The following is a 22,993-nucleotide window of genomic DNA, read 5'->3' as shown; positions in this document are numbered from 1 at the left end:
TTTCCCCAGTTCCTTTCTGTAGGTAACGCCGCGCTTCGCATGTTCCGCGTACCGCTCCGCATAACGCTCAACTTCGATTTGCAAACGAATTCCCCCGTTTCCTTGTCCGGAACGCCAAAAAAGCACACCCTAGCCGGCGACCAATCGTCGCTAACTGGGGTGTGCTTCACGCCCATTCCTATTGCTTTGCCTATATTATAATTGACCTAACCAAGTCATGCAATAGTTTCTGCGATCTTGTTGTTTCCTGCGCCTTAGTACCACTAATCTTGCATCGCATGTAATACTGCGTTTTGAGCCGATGGTTCGCTCGAAATGAGCAAAGTTAACGGATTTTGAAGGCCTTATTTTGTCCAATAACGCTGTTTTAGCGGAGTTAGCGGATTTTGAGGGCGTTATTTTGTCGAAACTTCGCAAAACCAAGGATTCTTAGGCCGATCGCGACAAGTTAACGGTTCGAAAATCCGTTAATTCCAAAAAATCGACTGGAACTTGAAAAATAAGACCTTGGAAATCCGTTATATTTTCATGGCCCCTACATCCCTTATGTGCGAATCGAAATTCGTTGAAAAGATAACTTCGTTCCCAGACCCTGCACAATAAGCGCAATCCGCAAGATACTAGACTCCAATCGGTCCTTAATAAGGAAATTTCGTTCCAAAATGCCCATTCGATCTACCTTAAACCTATAGAATGTCGCCAATACCCGCCAGAGGCACATAGTATGCAATCGTGTGTCAACCAAGGAGCGACAGCGTAATGATGCCACAATAGTCGGAACTTGGCAAATATGCCAAATTGAACGATGCAATTGCAAAGTTCATTCATTCGCACTTAACTCGTCCCTGCAACCGTTTTCCAAAGCTAGAGCGCACACGGCAGCTTGGACCAGTCCTCCCGATGGTTGAGCCGAACCGTTATGGAAGATTCATCCGAATCTTCCGCTAACCGATCCGTTGTATATAAAATAGCGACATTCGAATCGCCGTTTGCAGCTATTCGTTCTACGATGGGAATCGTATCGTCATGCGAGCCTTCATCGAGCACCGTAATCTTTATTCCGATTCCCTTCATCCGAACGTACCATGCGAGAGCGCGAAATACCCATTCCACGTGCTGTCCGCTATTGTTCGTAATCAGTATATAATGTTTGCCCGAAGGTTGGCCGGTACCGTTCTTTTTCCAAAGCGCATGCGCGGCATGAACCACTGCGATCGCCGACCCGTAACAGACGACAATCCAAAGCAACGCCTGAAGCATCGAGGCTCACCTCCCTTTAGCACCAATATATGCGACAATCGGGAGGCTGGTTCCAAACAGGCGTCCTCACGGAAAAAGCGCAAAGACAGGCGTCCTGTGCCGGAAAAGAAAGGATCGGAAAGACCAAACCCGGTCGGTCGCTTCGCATAACGATCGCGATCCGCCCATATTCAGCCATATTAATAACAAAAATGTAACCAGTTAGGCACACGTATCCGTATAAATTTCATTTTCAATGAATAGGGCGATTCCAAATTCAAATTACGTTTGCCTTACAACGTAACCCAACCCTGCTTAATCGAGTTGATTACCGCTTGCGTGCGATCGTCAACCTCCATTTTCTGCAAAATGCTGCTGACATGGTTTTTGACTGTCTTTTCGCTAATAAATAAATATTCTCCAATCATCTTGTTGCTTTTGCCTTCCGCCATGAGACGAAGTACTTCGGCTTCGCGCCGCGTCAACGGATTGTCCTCGGTTGCGATGAATTTCACTCCGGTATCATGCGATCCCGTGTTGTTGCCCATGACGCCGATTTCGTCAAGATAAGTCATGCGACGGAGCTGTTGAATCAGCTTGCCCGTCACCTTCGGATGTATGTACGCGTGTCCGGCGGCAACGGATCGAATGGCCGTGATTAGCGACTCGGCCTCCATATCTTTCAGCAGATATCCCGAAGCGCCTTTGCGCAACGTTTCGAATACATAGCTCTCGTCATCGTGAATCGACAGAATCAATACCTTGACCTCGGGAAAAATTTCGCGCAACCGCTCGGTGGCGACGACCCCGTTTTCTACCGGCATGTTGATGTCCATCAAAACGACTTCGGGCTTCGTATGATTGCAAAATTCCAATACTTGAATTCCGTTGCCGCATTCCCCGATCACCTCAAGGTCTTCTTCCATATTCAATATTCGTTTTAAACCTTCGCGAAACAATTGATGATCGTCTGCGAGCAAAATTTTCAATTTGCCTCTGCCTGATATTCTATTCTCCATCCTCTAGCTCCTTTCGTTTCTCAACGTTCGTTGGAATAATGAAGATCACTTTGGTGCCTTGATTTTCAGCGGACTCAATCTCCATTCTGCCTTCCAGCAATTCGACCCGCTCGCGCATGCCGATAATGCCGAAGGACTGAATTTTCCCTTCCAACATCTCCACTCGAAAACCGCGGCCGTTATCTTGAACTACAATTTTAATCATTTGCGCCTGATAGGTGATATCCAGCGAAATGTAAGAAGCGTGCGCATGCTTCAAAGCATTGGTAAAAGCCTCCTGCACCAACCGGTACACAGCGGCTTCCATTGCGGATGAAAGGCGAATTTCTTTGCCCTTGACTTCAAATGTGGTGCGAATTTTCGACTTGTCTTCGAAATCTTGCACATATTTGCGCAGCGCAGGCATCAATCCCAAATCATCCAAAGCCATCGGACGAAGATTGAAGATTACTTTGCGTATTTCCTCCAGACTATAACGAACTTGGGATTTTAGATCTACTATTTCGTGCTGGACCATGTCAAAATCCTTCTTTGCGAGCATTCTTTCGGCAATTTCGGTCCTTAGCACTAGATTCGCCAGCGATTGGGCCGGGCCGTCATGAATCTCGCGCGCAATCCGTTTGCGTTCTTCTTCCTGGGCCAAAATAATTTTCAGCCCGATCAACTGGCGGTTTTTGGCTGATTCAAGAATTCGGGTCACTTGATTGAGATCGCCTGATAAATATTCCAACACGACATTAATTTGCGAACCGATCGTTTCGGCCCGCTCGATGGAATTTTCAACGTTGCGTACCCGCTTCTGCAGATCGTCCCGCCGCGCCCGAAGATAGACTTCTTTTTCCCGGTATATCATCAGGTCGAGCTGCAGTTGCGTCGCCTTTTCATACGCTGCCTTAATGTCTTCTTCCGTATAACGGACGAAATCCCGGCTCACCTCGGTCAAACGGATCCGAGCGCGCCGGTATTCGAGTTCCAGCTTGTCCACCTTATCTACTGTTTCGCTAGTCTCCTGAAATACACTCTGCAGTTCTTGATTAAGCGATCGCATTTCCGCCCTGGCGTTATCCAATATTTCGAAGATTTGATATTTGCTGTCTTCCATAACGTTAATGGCATTTTTAATAACGCGATCGATGACATCAGCTTGGTATTCCACACGGTCTGCTCCATTTCTACAGAGTGTCCGTCCGGCCGGGAGGACAAACGTCTCCCTCCGCCGAACGGACCGCTAACGTTGATACTATCATAACATATTATCAGTTGATCGTAATGGACTTGCTTTCCGGTTCCCAAGTAACTTTCAATCCCAACTGTTCGGACACCAACCGCAGCGGAACCAGCGTACGGCCATCCCGTACAATCGGCGACACTTCGGCCGTTTTGCGCACGCCATTTGCAATATATTCCTTCTGATCCACCCGCAGCTCGATCATTTGATTTCCGCGCAATACCGTAATCCCTTTCGTCCCCGCGTTCCAATCGGAACTTCCGCCAAATTCGTCGAGTATCATGCGAATCGGCACATACGTCGTTCCATCCAACTGAATCGGAGCAACGTCGGTCTTCTTGTTGTTGCCGTCGATCGAGACCGTTTTTTGATTCAACTTCAACTGCATGACCGGACGCGGCAACTTCAATTGATCGGATGAAATTGGAGTCCTAAATATAATATTGTCAAAAGCGAGTTCTCCCGTCAAGGCGCGTTCGTCTTGACCCTCCTCGACGTTGACCGGATAGATCCGTTTCAGCTTCACAGGATAGCTCAAATTATGTTGCGTTAAATCGGCCTCCAGCGTCTGCCAACCGGTCCAATCGATATATTTGGCCAAGTCGACGTAGACGGCGGAGCCGTTCGCGTCGGTCAGTTCGGCGCGCAGCCAGTTCAAGCTTCCGTCGCCCATCACGTCGATGCTCATCGAGCTTGGCGTGCCCGGAATGTCTCTGCCATTGGCGCCGTTAAATTCGGCATAGGCGTACATTTTGCCCGATCCTTGCGTCATATCGTATTTCAGTCGAAGCACACTGGACGACTCTCTACCGGGAACGCCCTTCTCAACAGTAGCTTGCCCCGTGACTTGGGAAGGCGATCCGTTAAACTGGATCGGATAATTGACGTTCTCGAAATCTTCCCACATCATATCGCTGTCCCCCGTCAATGTCAGCATCGTGCTGAATCCGTCGTATCGGGCGATGGCGTAGCCGGTCGAAGCGTTCGGATTGACAGAACTTACCGTTAACGTGTTCTCGCTCACCGAGCCCTGGAAGCCGACAAACTCCCATTGCATCGCTCCGGAAGGCGCGGTCAACACGCGTCCGTCTTTCAACGTTACCGTGACCGGAACGGAAATTTGCGCTCCCTCTTTGAGAGCCCCGGCTTGCGTGCTGATCGCCATTCGATCGATTTGCGCGCCGCCGATCACTTCTACATTAATGCTTGCCTTGGCGCTGCCCGATTTTGCCGTAATTTCCGTTTTGCCCGGCTTGACCGCTTGCAGCGTTTGTCCGTTCCATGTCACGAGCGGATCTTTCGCGCTCCATGACGGCTGCAGGCTGCTCGTATCCACCGGGTTATAGTAGGTGTCGTAACCTTTCATCGCATAAGTCGCTTGTTGCCCGACGAAGAGCACTTTCTCGCCGGAAATGGCAAGACCTTTCAGTTCGCCTTGCGGCGCCGTCGTATACACGCCCAGGCCGTTCACGACCCGGCGCTGCTGCGTACCGTACTCGGTCAAATGCGTCAGCTTCGGATCGAATTCGCCGAGCGGACGCGTCGCCATCGTCGTCGAGCCGCCGCCGTCCAAATTGACCGCTTTCCAAACGCCGATCGAGACCATAAAGTTTTGCAATTCCTTTAACGTCATGCCACTGCTTGTATCGTTTTTTTCAACAGTTAAAATATAGGCTTTCTTCTGATCTTTCGAATAACCGACAGCGGTGCGCGCACGCGCGCTGGAACCGCTGATCGAACTCGTCGAGCGCGTATATCCGGACGGTTGCCCGTTCTCTACCAAAATCGTATGCCCGCCGATCATCATTTGGAACGAAGAAGGATCGACTTCTGCCTGCGTCGTCTTGGACTTTAACCCGTAATCCGCGCGGAGCTTCTGCCCGACTTGCAAATGATCGCGCACGAAATTCGCAGCCTGTCCGTGCGTTCGCAAAATATAACCGTTCTCCGGAACAGCCATGGCAAATCCGCCTTGGTCTGAGATTTGCGTAATGACGCCGTCCTCTACCAGCACCTCGACCGGCGACGCCGCGCTTGCTCGCGGACGCTCGATTTCCTTCCATGCGCTTGTATAAATATACATCGCGTTGGCATGGCTGTAATCTTTATTCGGTTCTGTCGTGTAGGCGGCCTTGTTGATGCCCGTCAGCGGGAACTCCGCTCCGTCCTCCGCCGTAACCGTTCCATGAAATTCATATTGATCGATAACCGGAACCCGGTCTTTCGTCAGCCCGAACGCATACATGCCTTCCAATTGCGACGGACTTGACATGAGATCGCCTTGCGAAATTTGCGCCCCCATCGGCACGCCTTCGGAATTCATGTTGAAATAGTCCCCGTTGACCCCGGCGACGGCTCCCGTCTCTTTCGCCATACCGGTCACGGACTGTACGGTCGTGAATTGATTCCCCTTGCCGGTCATGACGTCCAACTGGACGTACGGGTTGGTGAGATCGATTTCAATCACGTCCACTTGCGACTGCACCGTTTTGTTGCTTCTTGTCGATTTCCATTGATATTTTACTATTTTTGCGCCGGCCGTTAGCATATCTTCGCTCAACTTAGAGACAACGGGCCCCGACGCGGTCGAAGCGACCGTTACCGGCTTGTCCGCCGGCGCCGCGCCAACATGCGGCGCTCCGCCTAAGAGCGGCTGCAGCAGCAACGCACCCGTTATAGTGACAATCACAAATTTATTTCCCGCTAACCGAACGATCCAACGTGCCTTCTGATGCTCCCGATTCATTTCTCGCAACTCTCCCATTCGCTATCCTCGGCTAGTTATAGCCTATGAATCTATTTTTACATTCCCTATTAATAGACTCATTTTTTAGGAAAAAGTTACGCATTTCGCGTATTTTTGCAGATATCGAGAAGAAGGCATATGTCCGTTAACAGCCTACGAACCAGCAATCCGACAACTTGCCGGATACGACGTTTCAAAGTTTTTGTGCGACGCTTAAACATTTTCATGGCTTGCAAAGCCAATGAAGCGTTTTTTCGGCCCTTTGTGAAAATCCCCCTCGTTCAGAAAGAGGGGGATTTCAGGCAGAGCTTGATGTGATCACTGGTGAAGTCTTTTCCTGAAACGCTGACTTTGTCGCGGAAAAACCGTCTATGGTTTGGTATGTGATATCACTATTTATATTTGAGTCTACTGAATGAGGGGGATTTCAATAGAAGGGGGAGAGGGAATTGCCGGAATCGGCATAATTGAAAATTGGGAACGAATATACCTTCGTTCCCAGAGTAATGTCGAGGCGCTGACGAGAAACGCCAGCGCGCGCTCGTATAGAAAACGGCGGCAGGCCCTGTCCGCAACACAGCGATGCACGCGACCCATGCTGCCGCGGATCCGACGATAGGTTCCAAAGCCGGCTCTTGACCGGCGAAAACCGGCGGGGCCGTTACGGCGTCGTGTCTTGTATAATATCCGCTTCCTGCCCGTCTTGAAGCTGGTGTTGACCGGAAATAACGACTTGTTCCCCTTGTGTCAAGCCTTCAAGCACTTCCTGGAATCCCTCGTTCAGACGTCCCAGCTTCACCGCGCGTTTTTCCACTTTGCCCTGAGCGTACACATATACGAATGTGTCGCTCTCTTCACGAACGATCGCGGTAGACGGAATCGTCAGCACTTCCTGCTCCGCTTCTTCGGTCAAGCGGAGTTGAACTTTCGAACCCGGTTTCAGCGTCTTCTCCGTATTCGCCGCTTCCAATTCCAGCGTATACGTTCTCGTCTTGGTATCCATAATATCGGCCAGGAAAACGATCTTCCCTCGAACCAACAGGTCCGGCCGATCCGCCTCGTAAAAGGCCAGTTCTTGCTTGCCGCGAATCAACCCAACGTTCTCTTCGGTGATATTCGCGACAATTTTCGCCGGATCGAGCTGCTGTACTTCCCCAACGACTCCCGGCGAGAGCCACATTCCTTTTTCCACCCCAAATTCCGTCAGAATGCCGCTTATGGATGCCGTCACTTTGTAGTTTTCAAGCGTGCGCTGGATTTCCTTCATGCCGATTTGCGCCACTTGAATTTCGTCTTCGAGCGGACGCAGCGCTTCGGAGTCGTCGGGATTAGCCCACTTTCCGTTCTTTAAGTTTTCCTGGGCGCTGCGCAGCGTCAATTCCGCCTTCTGCTTCTGCAACAGCGTATCCGCAGGATCGAGTTCAAATAACAATTCGCCCTGCCTTACATGATCGCCGCGTTTCTTATAAACTTTCAACACTTCGCCGTTCGTTTTTAACGCAACTTCGCGTTTGGCCGACGGAGCCACTTCGGCCACCACTTCCACCGGCTCGCCAATGCTTCGCGTCTCGACAGCGCCCGCCCTGACCATAGGTTTCTGCGGAGCGTTCGCGGTTTGTTCGGCCTGCTTGTTCGCTTCGGAACCGCCGCCTGCGCATCCCGCCCCCAGCAGGGCAACCAGTGCGATCGTCGCGGCGCCGAGCAAACGCTTGTGCCAACCCCTATTATTCATCGATCATTACCCCTTTCAACATGTCGTCGGACGAATGCGTCTTTTCTCTTCTGCCGAACAGTCGCGCCACCCGATTTTTAAACGATTCGATCAGTTCGTACACGACCGGTACGACGACCAATGTTAATATTGTCGACGATGTCAAGCCGCCGATGACGACCACCGCCATCCCTTTCGAAATGAGCGTTCCGCCCTCGGAAATGCCGAGCGCAAGCGGCGACATGGCAACCGCCGTAACGACCGCCGTCATGACGATCGGACGAAGCCGGACGGCTCCCGCCTCTACAAGCGCATGGCGAACCGTATAGCCTTCCTTGCGCAACTGCTGCGCCCTGTCGATCAACAGAATTGCATTGGTCACCACGATCCCGATCAACATCATAAATCCGATCAGCGATGTAATATTGATCGATTCGCCCGTCACGAACAGTCCGACCAATCCCCCGATGACCGCAAGCGGCAGCGAGAACAAAATCGCGAACGGCGCGCTGGCGTTGCTGAACGCTACGACCATAATGAGATAGACGATGAATACGGCCGCGCCCATGGCGACGAATAACTGCGAGAAATTTTCCCCGATATCGGCATTGACGCCGCCGACTTCGCGCGATACGCCGTCCGGTAACGGTACTTGATCAAGGTCAATGGCAACTTGCGAGCTAATACCGCCTTTGTTCTGACCTTCGATTTTGGCGGAGATGGTGACCACCTGTTCTTGGCGATCCCGGCTAATGCTTGCCGGCGCTTCCACCTCTTTCAGTTTCGCAATGTCATCCAAGTAAACGACGGCTCCGTCGGCTGTCCGGAAAGTGATTTTCCCCAATTTGGCCATCGTACCCATATTCGATTTGTCGAGCTCCAACGTCGTTTTATACAGAACATTATCCAATTTCAGATCGCCGATATCGTCCTTTAACAGCCAGCTTCCTACGGTTTGCTGGACCAACGCGGCATTAAGACCGTATTGTCTTGCCTTGTTCTGGTCGACCTCGATTTCCAATTCCTTCTTGGCATCGCTCAGCGTATCCCTCACTTCCTTCAGTTCCGGATACTCCTTTAGCTTCTCTTTTATCATCGCCGCTGCCTCCGTGAGCAGTCGTTGATCGTCGCCTTTTAGCGAATATTGGAAATCGGCGCCTCCGCCTCCGCCGCCTTCCAACGTCCTCGCTTCCAATTCCGCGCCTTGGGGCAGTTCGGCCATCAATCTGGTTTTATAGTGTTCCCTGACCTGCTTGACTTCGCTATGCTCGTTTACTTCCGTATAAATTTGCGCCCTGTAAGGCAAAGGATCGGTCCCGTCGTTGTATCCCACAAAGGATTGAACAAACGTAAACTGCATGTCTCCGTTTTCGTCCTTCGCGTCCTGCAAAATTCGCTCCATATCTTTCACTTTGGCGTCGGTTGTTTGCAGCGAGGTTTCGTACGGCATTTTAATAGTATAGTAGAAAGCGCGCGGCTCTTCGTTTTCCGGCATCAGGGTAATCGGCAGAAACGGCACCGTCCCCACGATCGATACGATAAACAAACCGCCTGCGATAAGCAGCGTCAAAAACCGATGATTAAGCGTCACTTCTAAAATTTTACGGTACGTATGTGTAATTCGGCCTTCCTTATGTTCCTCATGTTTCATTTTGCCGCTCCGCAATACAAGCAGTTTGGCCAACAGCGGAATGACCGTCAGAGCGACCAGCAGCGAAGCCAGCATCGCGACGGCCAGCGTGATCGCGAACGGACGAAACATTTGCCCCGCCATGCCGCTGACCATACCGATCGGCGCGAAGACGCCGACGGTCGTTAATGTTGAGGATGTGATCGCGGAGGCGACTTGTACGGTCGCATGTTTTATAACCGATTCGCTGCGTTCCTCTACTTTCTGCAAATGAGAATATATATTCTCGATGACGACGATACTGTCGTCCACGACGCGCCCGACCGCAATAAACATACCGCCAAGGGTCAATATGTTCAGCGTAATGTTCAAATAATTCATAACGAGCAACGTGATCAAAATCGAGAGCGGGATCGAGACGAGCACAATTAACGTCATCCGCATGTTGCGCAGGAAAAGCAAGATCATCAGCGCAGCCAGCAGCGCGCCGGTGATGCCTTCTTTCAGCATGCCCTGGATCGATTTTTTCACTTCCGTCGAGGAGTTGTAGATCGTCTTGAACACGATGCCGGGATGCTTGGTTTGCCAATCCTCCGCCAATTGCAAGGCGTTGTCGGCAAATTCCACAGCGTTCGCGTCTTTCGTTTTATACAAAATAATGCCGATAGAAGGCTTATCGTCCATTCTGGCCACAAAGCCCGACTCCGAAATCGCCTCGATTTTCCCAAGCTGCCGCAGTAAAACCGTATTTCCCGCGCCGGTCGTCAAACCGATATTTTCCAGGCTGTACACGCTGTTAATGTTGCCCTTGACTCTGGCCATTAAAGTGTTGCCGTTCATCTCGACGGAACCGGCCGGAGCGCTCGTCAACACTTGTTGCAGTTCATTGGATACTTGCGGGGGAGTTAACCCGTACGCGGCAAGCTGCTCCGCATCCAGTTTAATCCGCAGCGTCGTTTCCCGCGAACCGATCTCGTCCATATGATCGAAACCGCTGAGCGCCTGGAATGCGGGCTTGATTTCTTTCGCAAACCATTGATCCAGTTCCGACTGGCTCATCCCGCCGTCCGCTGTAATGGATAAGTATAACGACGGAATGGAGGCCAATCCGAAAGTCGCCACCTTGGGACGGCTCGCGGAATCGGGAAGCTTGACTTCCTGCAGCAAGCTGTCGATCTCCGTCTTCTTCTTCTCCGGGTCAGCCTTCTCCTTAAGACTCACCGTAATGGTCGAGAAATTATCGCTCGACGTGGAAGCGACCGACTTCAAGCCGTCCAGACCGGCTATTTTTTTCTCAATCGGCTTCGTGACTTGCTCCATCACATCCTGAGGCGGCCCCGGGTACTGGGTCGTAATAAAAACCATCGGTACCGAAATATCCGGCATCAGCTCGGTTTTCAAGCCGGATGCCGCATAGATGCCCCCGCCGAACAACATCACAATGGCGATGATGACGGCCGCGGCCTGTTTCATCGAGATGCTGACAAGTTTGTTCATCGTTTCCCTCCTTTTCGTCCGTTCAATCCAACTCTTGCACGTTACCGCCGTAAGCGAACCGGATCGAACGAACTTCTCTCTTTATAAGATAGAGTAAAAGGGAATTATGAACTGAATATGAACAAGAGGTGTAAAAACAGTGCGGAAAAGATTTTTTCGAGGATACGGCGAATTCTTTCGATAGGCACGCTTACGGCGCGAAGCTGACGGGACGGCGAATCGAACGTCCGCTCGCCCCGTCGCGCAGCTTGCGCGAGTTGGTGGAAAGTATCTTCCTATAAGATCTTCGCCCGGCAATCGTACGGAAGAGTGACGGTAATCGCCGTTCCTTTACCGACCTCGCTATGTAGACGAATCGTCCCGTTATGAAGAAGAATGATTCTTTGCACGATGGCAAGACCGAGTCCGCTGCCGCCGATATTGCGGTTACGCGACCGGTCCGCTTTGTAGAACCGCTGAAATATGTACTTCTGGTCATCGGGGGAAATGCCGATGCCGGTATCCGCGAATGTGACGGAGACGAGCCGTACATCCTGACGGATGCGGATGGAAATCTCTCCGCCCTCCGGGGTAAATTTGATACTATTGCCCAACAAGTTAATCCATACTTGACCAAGTTGATCCCGGTCCGCCGTCAATTTGACGGTCGGCAAATCGAGGTCGACGGCGATCAGTTTGGCAGACCATTGCGGCTCACAGGAAACGACCGCTTGGCGGATCTGTTCGTCCAGACGGTACGTCTCCGGCTGAAAAGGATGATGGTCGGAATCGAGCGAAGCCAGCCGGAGCAAATTATCGCTTAGCCTAGACAGCCTTTCCGTTTCCGACAAAATAATATCCACATAACGATCGCGGTCGTTCTTCACAAGCCGATCGTTCTTCAACGCCTTGGCAAAACCGCCGATCGAAGTAAGCGGCGACTGGATTTCATGCGACACGTTCGACACGAAATCCTGACGAATTTGCTCCATCTGCTTCAGTTGGCGCCGCATATCGTCGAAGCTTTGGACGAGCACGCCCAACTCATCCTTGCGCTTGACTTTGAGATCCGAATCGAAATCCCCTTTGGCCATGCGCCGGGTCGCTTCGGTCATTTTGCGGAGCGGTCTGACCAGAAAAGTAGCCTCGATGACGAAAAACAAACTGCCGGCCGCCAGTACGATCCCCAGCATCGTTAGAATAATGTTGCCTACCGTATTGTCATCCTTAAACTCATCCGCCGGCTCCACGAACAGTGCGTACTTCCGATCTCCATCTCGAAAACCCAGTCCGACAAAAACACCCTCTACGCTCTTGCCGCGAACGGTCTCGCCGTTGAGCGCTTGCCGAATCTTTTCCCGATCTATCGGAACGCTGGATCGATTTTGGGTACCGTAAGTTTCAACTTCTCCTTCATCGGTAAATACGCGCAAACTCATTCCGTGCAATAGTTCTTTGACATCATCCATCAGCAGTGCCCGATTTTCCACCCCGGCGCGTTCGTAGACATTGATCAGCCCTTGCCCGAGCGTAACCATAGAATCTTGAACTTTTTCGTCCAACGCTTTCTCATACATATACCCTGTCAGAACGGCAGCCGCGATCAGGCTCACGATGACAGCCGCCAGAAACATAAGGACGATCCGGATGTATAAGGATTTGATCACGCCGTAACCTCCAGCCTGTAGCCGAGCCCGTAGACCGTTTCGATGCGAAAAGGCTGAGGCGCGGCCTCGCCTGCAAAACGTTCCCTCAGTCGCTTAATATGTACGTCTACCGTCCGGTCGTCTCCCTCGTAGTCCATGCCCCATATATCTACAATTAATTGTTCCCTCGTAAAAATTTGTCCGGGATAGCTTGCCAATTTAAACAGCAGTTCGAATTCTTTGGGAGGCAGCGAAGACACTTCCGATCCGCGGATCACTTTATGCGTTTGTCTGTTCAGAATGACATCGCCGATTTGAATTGTTTGCGACAGGGCGATCCGGTAACGCTTCAGCAGCGCCTTCACCCGAACGACCAGTTCGACCGGATCGAACGGCTTCACCAGATAATCGTCGGTGCCAAGATTGAAACCTTTCACCTTCTGTCCGGTTTCCCCTTTCGCCGTCACCATCAGCAGCGGAATGTCCGGATAGCTGCGCCGCAACTCGCTGCATAATTGCCATCCGTCCATGATCGGCATCATAATATCCAACACGACCAGGTCGATCGACGCGCTTTCCATGACGGACATCGCTTCCGCCCCATTCTCGGTCTGGATCGTCTCGAATCCTTCATTGTTCAAAAATAAACACATCAGCTCGCGAATATGCGCATCGTCATCGACGACCAAGATGGTTGCCATCGTTGCTGCCTCCCTCAAGATCATTCTATCAATCTATTCGTTCGTAAAAATAGACTCCATTATGTGCGATCTTCCTTTTTTGTCCTTGAAAACGATCGTGCAGCACCACCTGATAATTCCCGCTGCTCTTCTCGTCAAATCTTGCGCCGTCGAACACGACAGACATCGATTTATTGCTGCCAAGCGCCATTTCCTTCTCAAACTCAATCTCTTTCTCGCTCGAATGTCCGCCCGAATCGATCAATTCGATGACAAGTCTATGTTCGTAGTCTCCCATCTCATACTGCAAATCCCGATCCAACTGGTAAGTAAAATTAATTTTGGCCGACGAACCTAGCAGTTCTCCTTTCAATTGGGTAATCGAGAACTTGTACGGATAAATCTCCAGTCCGGCAAAGCCGGATTTATATGGATTCGTATCCTGCGCCAGTTCCAGAGCGGCGGCGTTTACGTACCCGGTCGGCAATTCCTTCGCCAACGACATCCTTCCCTCCGCTACGCCCTCGCCGACGATTAATTTCATATTGCCGGTCGTAACATGCTTCGGCACCTTGGTCCATAGAGTAACAAGCTTCACCCCTTGCGGGCTCGTCGCATAATCCGCCTGCGTCACATTCGCCTGATAATACAAGCCGTCTTCCGACATATAATAACCGACGAGTTGCGAAAGGTGGGCCTGCCGCGTCTCCAAATTTTTCATTTCCAAATCGGTAGCGATAATGTTCGAACCTGCGCCGGGATACAGAACCGACTTGCGCGCTTTGATTTCCGCCTGACGGCCTGCCGTTGCGATCGTATACGTTTCGCCGTTGCCGACGACGGGGATTTCGCTCATTGAACCGGTATGGATAAAATCTACCAGCGGGTTAGGCGTTCCCCCAATTTGTTCGAGCAGCCCGATTTGCAATTGAGAGTAATCCAAATTATGCGGAACATGGGCAACAAGGTACAAGTCTACTGCGCTCTTCGGAGCGAGAACGTAATTGGCATTGCTCGGCACCAGATTGGAGCCTTCCGCTTCGGCTCCGTCCAGTTTGAACAATCCTTGCATTTTCGGCAGTTCTACCGCTTTCAGACCTTCGTTGTTCACCGCGATGCGGGCCGCTACAAGATCGCTGTCCACCCAGGGCAAACGTTGAACGGACATCAGTCTCATCGTATAATTGCCCTGCTTGCCTGCAATCGTGTACTTGGCACCGAGCGAATCGGTCATCGGTTGTACGTCTGGAACGCGAAAGACGGCAATCGGATACGACAGTTCGCCGCGCTGTTGAGTCGGTAGCATCGGTTCGCTTATGGAAAGCGTCATATGCCGGACCTGAGCGGCTCCGGGAATGGTTGCGGACAGCGTTAAATTTTTCTCTTCAAGCGGCTTTAATGCAACTTCGTTCAAAGCGGCGGTTGTAATCGGAAAAGAAATTCCGCTCTCTCCTCGTACCGTAAATTCGTAATTGGGCAATTTTACGGTTTGCGCGCCGGCGTTGCGCAAGTTCAATTGGAGGGACAGCACATCGTCCTCGGCTCCGCGATGCAGACGCGCCGAGGTTAGTTTCGCCGTTACTTTGTTGCTGCCGACCGCTATTTCTTTAGCCGCATAATTGTCGGCCGCGTATGCTTCGAGCGACGGTTCCGGCAACGAGAAGGTCGCTACCGCGTATGTTTTCCCCGCCGCCTGTTCTCCGCCGTCCTTCCGGATCACTTGCAATTGCAAACGTTCCTTCATCGCGCTGGCAGGAATCTTCGCCATCATACGGAGCGTCTTCTTATCGAGCGGCTGAAGCGTGTATTCCTCGCTTGCCGCATCCGGCTGGAGCGGATAATTGGCTCCGTTCGCCGCACCAACGACGAACTTGAATGGCGGGTTATCTGCCGCCTTGGCACCGCTGTTTTCAATTTCAACGGCAACGGCCGCCATATCGTAGTCGTCCAAACGATATGTATAGAAATGTTCGACGCGCAGCTTCAACGGCAAATCGTTGTATTTTACCGTCCTGGCGTTGGGATAGGGGGTTGCCGCGTTATAAGATTTCGGGATGGCAAACGAACCGATTACTTGCTCGTACCCGTTTTTGCCAAAGTCCCATTTTACGACCTCAATCCGCAGATCGCCCAGATTGACCTCCTTGCCAAGGTTGACGTAGTATGTGATATCCGTTTGCGATTGAGGCGCCAGCCGTTTCTTGACCTGATCTGCGCCAACCAACTTGGAGGGCAGCACAGCCCCGCTTGTCGTCTTGACTCTCGACCAATAATCGTGCAGTTGCAATTCCTTGGCCCCGTTGTTGATATAAGTTAACGTATACGCCGCGACATTCCCTTCATCCTGCCGCAATAGCTGAATATCCGCCAGCTTGGCGCTAATATTCGCCGATAATGTCACGGCAGGCAAAGAAAGGTTCGCCTTTGCGGCGTCGGCCGTTTTGCCGTTCGCTTCCCGATTTGCGATTTTTTGCGAGGTCCCGTTCGCAGCCGATCCGGTCTTCGTTTCCTCCGCGTGCGCCGCCATAGGCGCCATCTGCCCGATCAGCAAGGCGCTTAGCGCTGCGAACAATATTCCTTTTATTGCTTTCATCTGTGTACTCCTCTCCTCTTTTTCTGTAAATAAACTTGAAAGATTCGTTCGAGGTCAGCGTACCGAAGGAATATGAACAGAGTATGAACAAACCGGAAATGAAACTATTGCTTACGAAACCTGCAATCGTTATTTGGGCAAAAATGGAGTTTCCATATTTTCTAGCGAAACTAGACATCGCTATTGCCCAAAAAACAAGGTTATGGAGCAGGATTTCGCCCTGATAACGACTCTGAGTTTCGCTAAATTTGCAATGGTACCGTTTTTACGGCAATAGCGGTACTCAAATTCGTTAGGCGGGCCGAACGTCGGGCGGCCTCTCGCTCCCCTAACAGTAAAGCAAAAAGAGCAAGGGGTTGTGGGAATCAAACCACGAACCTCGCTCTTTTGTGCTGCATCGTTATGCAATAATGTTATTCCAGATACTCAATCGCTTGCATCATGCGCTTCAGCATCACAGTCGCTTCCGCACGTGTCGCATTGCCTCTCGGTACAAACGTATCAACCGTTCTTCCCTGAATAATCCCGCTTTGCACCGCTTTAGCGACCGCATCCGCCCCGACATTGCTGATTTGATTGCGATCTTTGAATTTTTGCAGGATCGTGTTGGCGTTTTGAGTCAAGGTTACCGGATTTCCGGTATGTTCCATCGCCCGAATCATCATGAGCGCCATTTGCTCGCGCGTAATCGGGTCGTTCGGCTTAAACGTGCCGTCGGTATGACCCGTAATGATACCCGCTCTCGTCGCCGCCTCGATATACACGCCTGTTGCGGTATTCGGGGCGACGTCGGAAAATTTGGCCGTGGCGCTTCGATCGCCGGTAAGGCCAAGCGCACGCGCGATAAACACGGCAAATTCCGCTCGTGTAATATTTTTGCCCGGCACGAACGACGACACGGTTTGCCCGTCGATCACGAATTTCGAAGCCAGTTGCCGAATATCCGCGGCAGCCCAATGATTGCGAATATCGCTGTAATCTTTGTTTCTCGTTACCGCTGCATAAATATTGTTGCTGACGCCCTTAAAATTCATCACCGTCAAAGTTCCTTCCTGGATAATGAAGGTAGGGGCGTAAGTATATTTGTTAACCAGAGCGTCAAAGCTTATCATTGACGTGCGGTCGCGTACGATATTTTGTCTCACGCGCAACAAATGCTCCGTATTCACGTTCAACGCTCTAGTGGTGTTTCCGATGAGAACGGAAATGCTATATTCATATGGCTCGACGATCAGTTTCGCGCCTTCGGCATTCAATTGAGAGATGCCGAAACTGCCGCCGGTCGAACTGCTTTGTCTCTCAATTTGGAAGAGCAGATGGATCGAACTAACATTTGTGTTGAATTGTCGTGCAATTGCGTCCGCGTTTATATTTTTCAGCGGCAGCCGATATACGGTATCGCCATATCGTACGGACATTACCGTATCGTTATCGAGCTTGTACACCGCTTGCAGCGTCTCTAACGGAACCGCTACCGATGCGGCTCCTTCTCCTCCCGGAACGTCAAATGCCAACTCGATCGTATCGGCGCCGTATGCATTTTCAATGATGTACTCGAACGCTTGCTGCAATTGCTCTTTATTGATCGTATAACGGTTAATCGTTTTGCCTCCGCGCGAACGGTCCGCGCTCTTAGCCGCTCCTTCCGGTTTAAGCAGAAAAATCTCGTCTATAAACAAATCTCGCGGCGACGTCGTCATAAACCCTGGCGTACCGTCCGGCAAATTCGTCTGGTTCACGACCGATTGGTTCGTAAAACCTTTCATTGCGTTGCCGCTAGAGTCTTTCAACGGATTGTTCCCCGGCACATAAGTTAGCGTTACCGCTTGCCCGCCATCCACAGGTTGGGCGAGCATAATCGTTATTGTTGCTCCGTTTAACGATATCGAAGTTATCTGCCGCGGAGCATTATTTACTCTTACGGCAAACTGATTGCTGGCAAGTTCCGATGTCGCCGTCACCGTTTTTGTTAAAGTTAGAGTCAAGACGTCTTCCCGTACGACTGCCGTCTTGACGCTTGCGATCTGGCTATCCGTCGCGTTGGTTGCCTTCACCGCATCGAATGCCGGCGCATTGTTGTAATTCCAGTCTCTTAAACGCGGGCTTCCCGGCACATACGAAACGGTTACGTTCTGGGTTTTGGCAACGGACGACACAAGCGTCAGTATGACTTTGTTGCTGTCGAACTCTACTTTGTTGACGTAGCGCGCCGCATTATCAACCAGAACCGAGAAATGACTGTTCATGGGTATGCTATTGGAATCCATCGGTTTATTGTACGTCAACGTAACTTTATTTCCGGCAATCGTCGCTTCCTTGAGCACAGGGGCTTTATTGTCGTTAACATTCTTCACGAAAAGTTCGGAAGCTGACGCTACGCGATTCCCGTTGTAGGTTTCGAGCGGATACGATCCCGGCGTATAGTCGATCTGTACGACTTCGCCGTTAGCAACGCTTGTCTCCAGAGTGATAACCAAGGAAGAACTGCTGCTCGTGCCGTTGCTGCTCGTGCCGATCGTTTTCCCGTCCGCCCTTACCGTGAACTGCGTATGTGCATATGACGACGGGCTTTTCAATGTTTCGCTGAAATACAATGTCATTGACTTTCCGTTTACCGTTCCGCTTGTAATTTTAGGCAGTGTCGTATCTACGGTGTTGGTTACCGTATAATTGCTGAAGCTTGCGGCCTTATTTCCGTATAAATCCTGAATCGGCCAAGATCCTCCGGCAGTATAGGATATTTTGATCACCTGCCCAACGGCGACGCCGCTGGAAAGCGAAACATAGACGCTGTCCCCGCTTACTCTCACGGATGACACCCCGCGCTTCTCGCCGTTCACGGTGACGGTATAGTTCGAGGCGGACGATTCGTAATAGCTATCCAGCGATTTATTGTATTGCAGCCTGATCGTGTTGTTATTATGCATTTTGGCCGAAGATAAAGTCGGCGGCGTTCGATCCGGGTCTCCGGTCGTAAAGCTCCATTCCCCGCTGCCGTACATGCCGGAATAATAATTGCCGGAATTGTCTCTGAAAAGCCCCGAAGGGATCTCCACATAATAGGTGGCGTTATGATCGAATTTCGTTTCGGGACGAATCGTCACTTCCCGCTTATTCGAGTAAATAATCGGATCGCCGATGATAGAAGAAGAAGTGCCCATTTTGTAAATACGAATCGTCCCCGAATAAATAGAAACTTCGTTGTTGAATCGAATGGTTAAATCGGAATTGACCGGGACGCTGCTCGAACGATTTGACGGCGTCAAATCGGTGACGTACAACCCGGAATAAGAGTCCGCGCGAAATCTCCAGTCGCTTGTGCTGGATATGCCCGAGAAATTAACGTTCGACAGATTTTTGAAAGCTCCGCTATCGATTTTTACGTAATACCAAGTTCCCGTCGATAGCGTCACGCGGGGATTAATCGTAATCGTCGAGGTTCCTCCCCCGCTAACGTCGCTGGAAGATACCGGGATTCGCTTGACCAAGCGATTGTATTGCTCCTCGTAAATCGTAATATCCCCGGAACCGTATTTCACGGCTTCGTTGAACGTAATACGCAGCGTCGGATAGGTGCCGGCACCGCTCGATCCGTTGCTCGGGCTCAGCGAAGTAATGTAAGGGGCGCCTGCGGAACCTTTGGTCGATAAGCTCCACTCTACCTTGTTGGAGAGCCCGCCCGAATTGCCTCGAAAAGCGCCGGCGTCGATGCTGACAAGGTACCGCCTTCCCGAATTGAAATTTTTGCTAGGTTGGATCGTGACCACATTATTATTAATTGAAACCCTGCTGGAAGTAACCGAAAAAGAATCGAATGAAACATTGCTATTAAGATCGTCAATTCGAATATACCCAGACGCTTTGGAAACGGGTTCGTTAAACGTAATGACTAAACTCGCTCCTAGCTCCACGTTGTCCCTCGGATATACATCAGTAGAGTAAACCGCATCCGTCGCAGCAGATACAGTTTGAATGTCGTAGGGCATGATGCCGCCAGCCCACGATTTGCTCCCTGGGGTTTCCGAAACGGCTAGAATTCCTATAAAAAGTTCAAAGAATAGTAAAACAGATAAGACTTTTGCAATCTTTGTCTTCATGTATTTCCGCTCCCCATTGTTTAAAAATACTTCGTCATGTCTTGACCTGCCATCAATTTGAACATACCTGTAGTTTTAACATCGGCATTTTTCAACAAGAAGTTTAGAGCGAAATAAGGAAAAGCCACCGTAAAGGCAATGGCGTTGCATTGAGAATTGGCTATCCGGACCGTAGAGCCGTTATTTTGCGCCAAAACCGCTTATTCGCTGTTTCGGCGGACATTGGTTCCGTTATCCGTTCGTCGGAGGGCTTATTTTTACGATTTTGCCGCGAATAAAGGATCGTCTGTCCGCAAACTATCCGAAATCGGGCCGTTTGTAACAATTAACTTATCCTGTGTCCGCGAAATTTAGGGAGCAGGGCGGTAGAAAAAATATAAGGATTAGCACGGTAATCCACACAGCTGTTTTAAGATTGCTAAGAAAAGTTAATGCAACGCCAATGCCGTAGAGGTGACTTGCTATAGTTTTCTATTAAATTCATCTCGGCTAAACCGTCGTTTTCACAGAATTTTCGATGATCTCTAGGATTCGACATTTATGAATTCTCTTACTTCCTTTGCCTCTTTCTGCATCATTACTTTTAGAACAAAAGGGAAGTGTTCTCGTCTATTTGGAGCATTGTTTTAGCTAAAATATAAAAAGAGCCGAGACAAGTCTCGGCTCCAATATTCCCCAATCTTATTTTTGCGCTTGCTGCTTCAATTGCTCCGCCTTGTCGACGCGTTCCCACGGAAGATCGACATCCGTACGGCCGAAATGTCCGTATGCCGCCGTTTGACGGTAAATCGGCCGGCGCAGGTCAAGCATTTTGATAATGCCTGCCGGACGCAAGTCGAAATTGTTGCGGATTAATTCGACCAGTTTCTCCTCGCTCACTTTGCCCGTTCCGTAAGTATCTACATTGATCGAGACGGGATTCGCCACGCCGATCGCATAGGCCAATTGGATTTCGCATTTGTCGGCAAGACCTGCGGCAACCAAATTCTTAGCCACGTAGCGCGCCGCATAAGCCGCGGAACGGTCGACCTTCGTCGGATCCTTCCCGGAGAATGCGCCGCCGCCATGGCGCGCGTAACCGCCGTATGTGTCGACAATAATTTTGCGGCCCGTGAGTCCTGCATCGCCTTGCGGTCCGCCGATGACGAAGCGTCCGGTCGGGTTAATGAAATATTTCGTTTGCTCGTCAAGCAATTCGGCAGGGACAACCGGAGCAATAACTTTCTCCATAATGTCCTTTTGAATTTGATCTAAGGTAACGTTCTCCGCATGTTGTGTGGAAACGACGATCGTATCGACGCGAACCGGTTTTTCATCAACATATTCGATTGTTACTTGCGTTTTGCCGTCAGGTCGAAGGTAATCGAGCGTGCCGTCCTTGCGAACTTCGGATAAACGTCGAGCGATACGATGCGACAAAGCAATCGGCAGCGGCATTAATTCCGGCGTTTCATTGGTGGCAAAACCAAACATCAACCCTTGGTCGCCGGCTCCGATATTTTCGGTTTCTTTATCCACTTGACTCGGATCGCGATTTTCCAATGCAGCGTTAACGCCTTGCGCAATATCCGCCGACTGCTCGTTCAAGGAAGTCAGTACAGCACAGGTATTATAATCGAAACCGTACTTGGCACGGGTATAACCGATATCTTTAATCGTATTGCGTACGATTGACGGAATATCGACATATTCCGATTTCGTCGAAATTTCTCCGATGACAAGCACTAGACCTGTCGCTACGGACACCTCGCATGCAACGCGCGCATTCGGATCGTTCTCCAGAAACGCATCCAATACCGCATCCGAGATCTGATCGCAAATTTTATCGGGATGTCCTTCCGTCACCGATTCGGATGTAAATAAGTGTCGCCCTTTTACAGACATAGCGTTCTCAACCTCCAACCATCAATTATTATGCGGAAAACAATGAGTCCCTACACAAAAAATGAACCTTTCCCGTATGGAAAAGGTTGTTATACAATCCTTCGAAACACATGATACTTTATTTGTCGTAGCATGTCAATGTATGAATACTGGGGATAATAGCCATAATATGCTCAAGGATGGGAAACGGTGCTTTCCGCATCTCGGACCAATTTCCGAGTCATATGTCCGCCAATGGCGCCGGTTTCCCGGGATGTCATATGGCCGTAATATCCGCGAACCGCATGGCCTCCACTTCCTTGCTCTCCCAGTTCGGAAGCGAATTCCGTATCCCCGAATCCGCTGGAACCGAAGGACGAACCAATCGGCGTTCCCAGTTCAGCCGAAATTTCATACTTCATTTGATCCATCGCTTTCCGGCTTTCCTTCACAAGCAATTGATTGCGATTTGCCATCTAAAGCTGCACCTCCATTAATTTTTTGGTGATACAGCCTTAGTATGTGTGGAATTATTGAATTTCATAATTGCCGCGAACCATCACCGTCAGCCCGTTTTTCTGCCCCGGATCAGGCATGACGCCTCTTCCGTCCCGCGGAAACAAGAGCAAGTGGTTATTTGTTACTGCTTGTCCATTTTTTATATCCTTACCGTCCGTCAAATCGGAAATTCCATTCTCATCCGGGCTGTGTACAACCGCTTTGCCCGCACGGACGATAAATTCGGTGCCTGCCTTGGCGATCAGTTTCTCCCCGACTTTCACATCGACGATTTGCAGTTCTTTGCTAGCGGATTGCCCTGCATCGCCTGTTTGGCCGCTTTCGGAACCTTGTCCTTCATTGCCATTATTAGAAACTGGCAAACCGCCGTTCAGCGCCTTCTGGATCTGCTGATCCACATAACTCTTCGTCACCACCGGATCATCCGCCGACCCGGGGGAGCCGCCCGAGGCGACTCCGTCCGCGCTGGTGGAGAGAACGCTGCCGGCAAGAATGCCGACGCCAAGTACAGTTGCAATGAGAAAGAACTTATTTTTCATTGGATAC

The 22,993-nt window shown here is 50.6% G+C and carries 13 protein-coding genes and 1 pseudogene; all 14 read right to left on the bottom strand.

From position 1 onward, the window contains the following. Positions 1-864: 864 nt before the first annotated feature. Positions 865-1,260, bottom strand: a complete 396-nt coding sequence (locus KQI79_RS02860; protein WP_216536716.1) for a hypothetical protein — start codon at positions 1,258-1,260, stop codon at positions 865-867. A 272-nt stretch (positions 1,261-1,532) separates the two neighbouring features. After that, the gene (locus KQI79_RS02855; RefSeq protein WP_216536715.1) at positions 1,533-2,258 is read right to left on the bottom strand and encodes a response regulator; all 726 of its coding nucleotides are present in this window, start codon (positions 2,256-2,258) and stop codon (positions 1,533-1,535) included. Continuing rightward, the gene (locus KQI79_RS02850) at positions 2,248-3,414 is read right to left on the bottom strand and encodes a sensor histidine kinase (protein WP_216536714.1); all 1,167 of its coding nucleotides are present in this window, start codon (positions 3,412-3,414) and stop codon (positions 2,248-2,250) included. The genes KQI79_RS02855 and KQI79_RS02850 overlap by 11 nt, the downstream gene beginning before the upstream one ends. Before the next feature lie 100 nt (positions 3,415-3,514). Further along, positions 3,515-6,250: a phosphodiester glycosidase family protein gene (locus KQI79_RS02845; protein ID WP_483311363.1), complete on the bottom strand. Its 2,736-nt coding sequence runs from the start codon at positions 6,248-6,250 to the stop codon at positions 3,515-3,517. A 643-nt stretch (positions 6,251-6,893) separates the two neighbouring features. After that, a complete protein-coding gene (locus KQI79_RS02840; RefSeq protein ID WP_216536713.1) occupies positions 6,894-7,964 on the bottom strand; it encodes an efflux RND transporter periplasmic adaptor subunit in 1,071 nt (356 codons plus the stop codon). Next, a complete protein-coding gene (locus tag KQI79_RS02835) occupies positions 7,957-11,070 on the bottom strand; it encodes an efflux RND transporter permease subunit (RefSeq protein ID WP_216536712.1) in 3,114 nt (1,037 codons plus the stop codon). Before KQI79_RS02835 ends, KQI79_RS02840 begins: the two co-directional genes overlap by 8 nt. Before the next feature lie 275 nt (positions 11,071-11,345). Beyond that, entirely contained in the window at positions 11,346-12,716 is a 1,371-nt protein-coding gene (locus KQI79_RS27440; protein WP_216536711.1) for a HAMP domain-containing sensor histidine kinase, read from the bottom strand. Next, positions 12,713-13,396, bottom strand: a complete 684-nt coding sequence (locus KQI79_RS02825; protein WP_216536710.1) for a response regulator transcription factor — start codon at positions 13,394-13,396, stop codon at positions 12,713-12,715. The genes KQI79_RS27440 and KQI79_RS02825 overlap by 4 nt, the downstream gene beginning before the upstream one ends. A gap of 28 nt (positions 13,397-13,424) precedes the next feature. Next, complete coding sequence (locus KQI79_RS02820; protein WP_216536709.1) at positions 13,425-15,968, bottom strand: hypothetical protein; 2,544 nt, start codon at positions 15,966-15,968, stop codon at positions 13,425-13,427. 413 nt (positions 15,969-16,381) lie between these two features. Continuing rightward, complete coding sequence (locus tag KQI79_RS02815; RefSeq protein WP_216536708.1) at positions 16,382-19,879, bottom strand: SwmB domain-containing protein; 3,498 nt, start codon at positions 19,877-19,879, stop codon at positions 16,382-16,384. A 710-nt stretch (positions 19,880-20,589) separates the two neighbouring features. After that, positions 20,590-20,676, bottom strand: a pseudogene (locus KQI79_RS28135) (hypothetical protein); the annotation flags it as partial. Between the two features lie 70 nt (positions 20,677-20,746). Then, on the bottom strand, positions 20,747-21,949 hold the full coding sequence (gene metK / locus KQI79_RS02805; RefSeq protein WP_216536707.1) for a methionine adenosyltransferase: 1,203 nt from the start codon (positions 21,947-21,949) through the stop codon (positions 20,747-20,749). Positions 21,950-22,122: 173 nt separating this feature from the next. Then, positions 22,123-22,404: an alpha/beta-type small acid-soluble spore protein gene (locus tag KQI79_RS02800; protein WP_216536706.1), complete on the bottom strand. Its 282-nt coding sequence runs from the start codon at positions 22,402-22,404 to the stop codon at positions 22,123-22,125. A gap of 54 nt (positions 22,405-22,458) precedes the next feature. Then, complete coding sequence (locus tag KQI79_RS02795) at positions 22,459-22,986, bottom strand: hypothetical protein (protein ID WP_216536705.1); 528 nt, start codon at positions 22,984-22,986, stop codon at positions 22,459-22,461. Positions 22,987-22,993 lie beyond the last annotated feature (7 nt).

Source organism: Paenibacillus sp. MSJ-34 (assembly GCF_018918005.1).
Classification (GTDB): domain Bacteria; phylum Bacillota; class Bacilli; order Paenibacillales; family Paenibacillaceae; genus MSJ-34.
The sequence above is the reverse complement of the archived record's forward strand: the minus strand, read 5'-3'. Positions and strand labels throughout refer to the sequence as shown.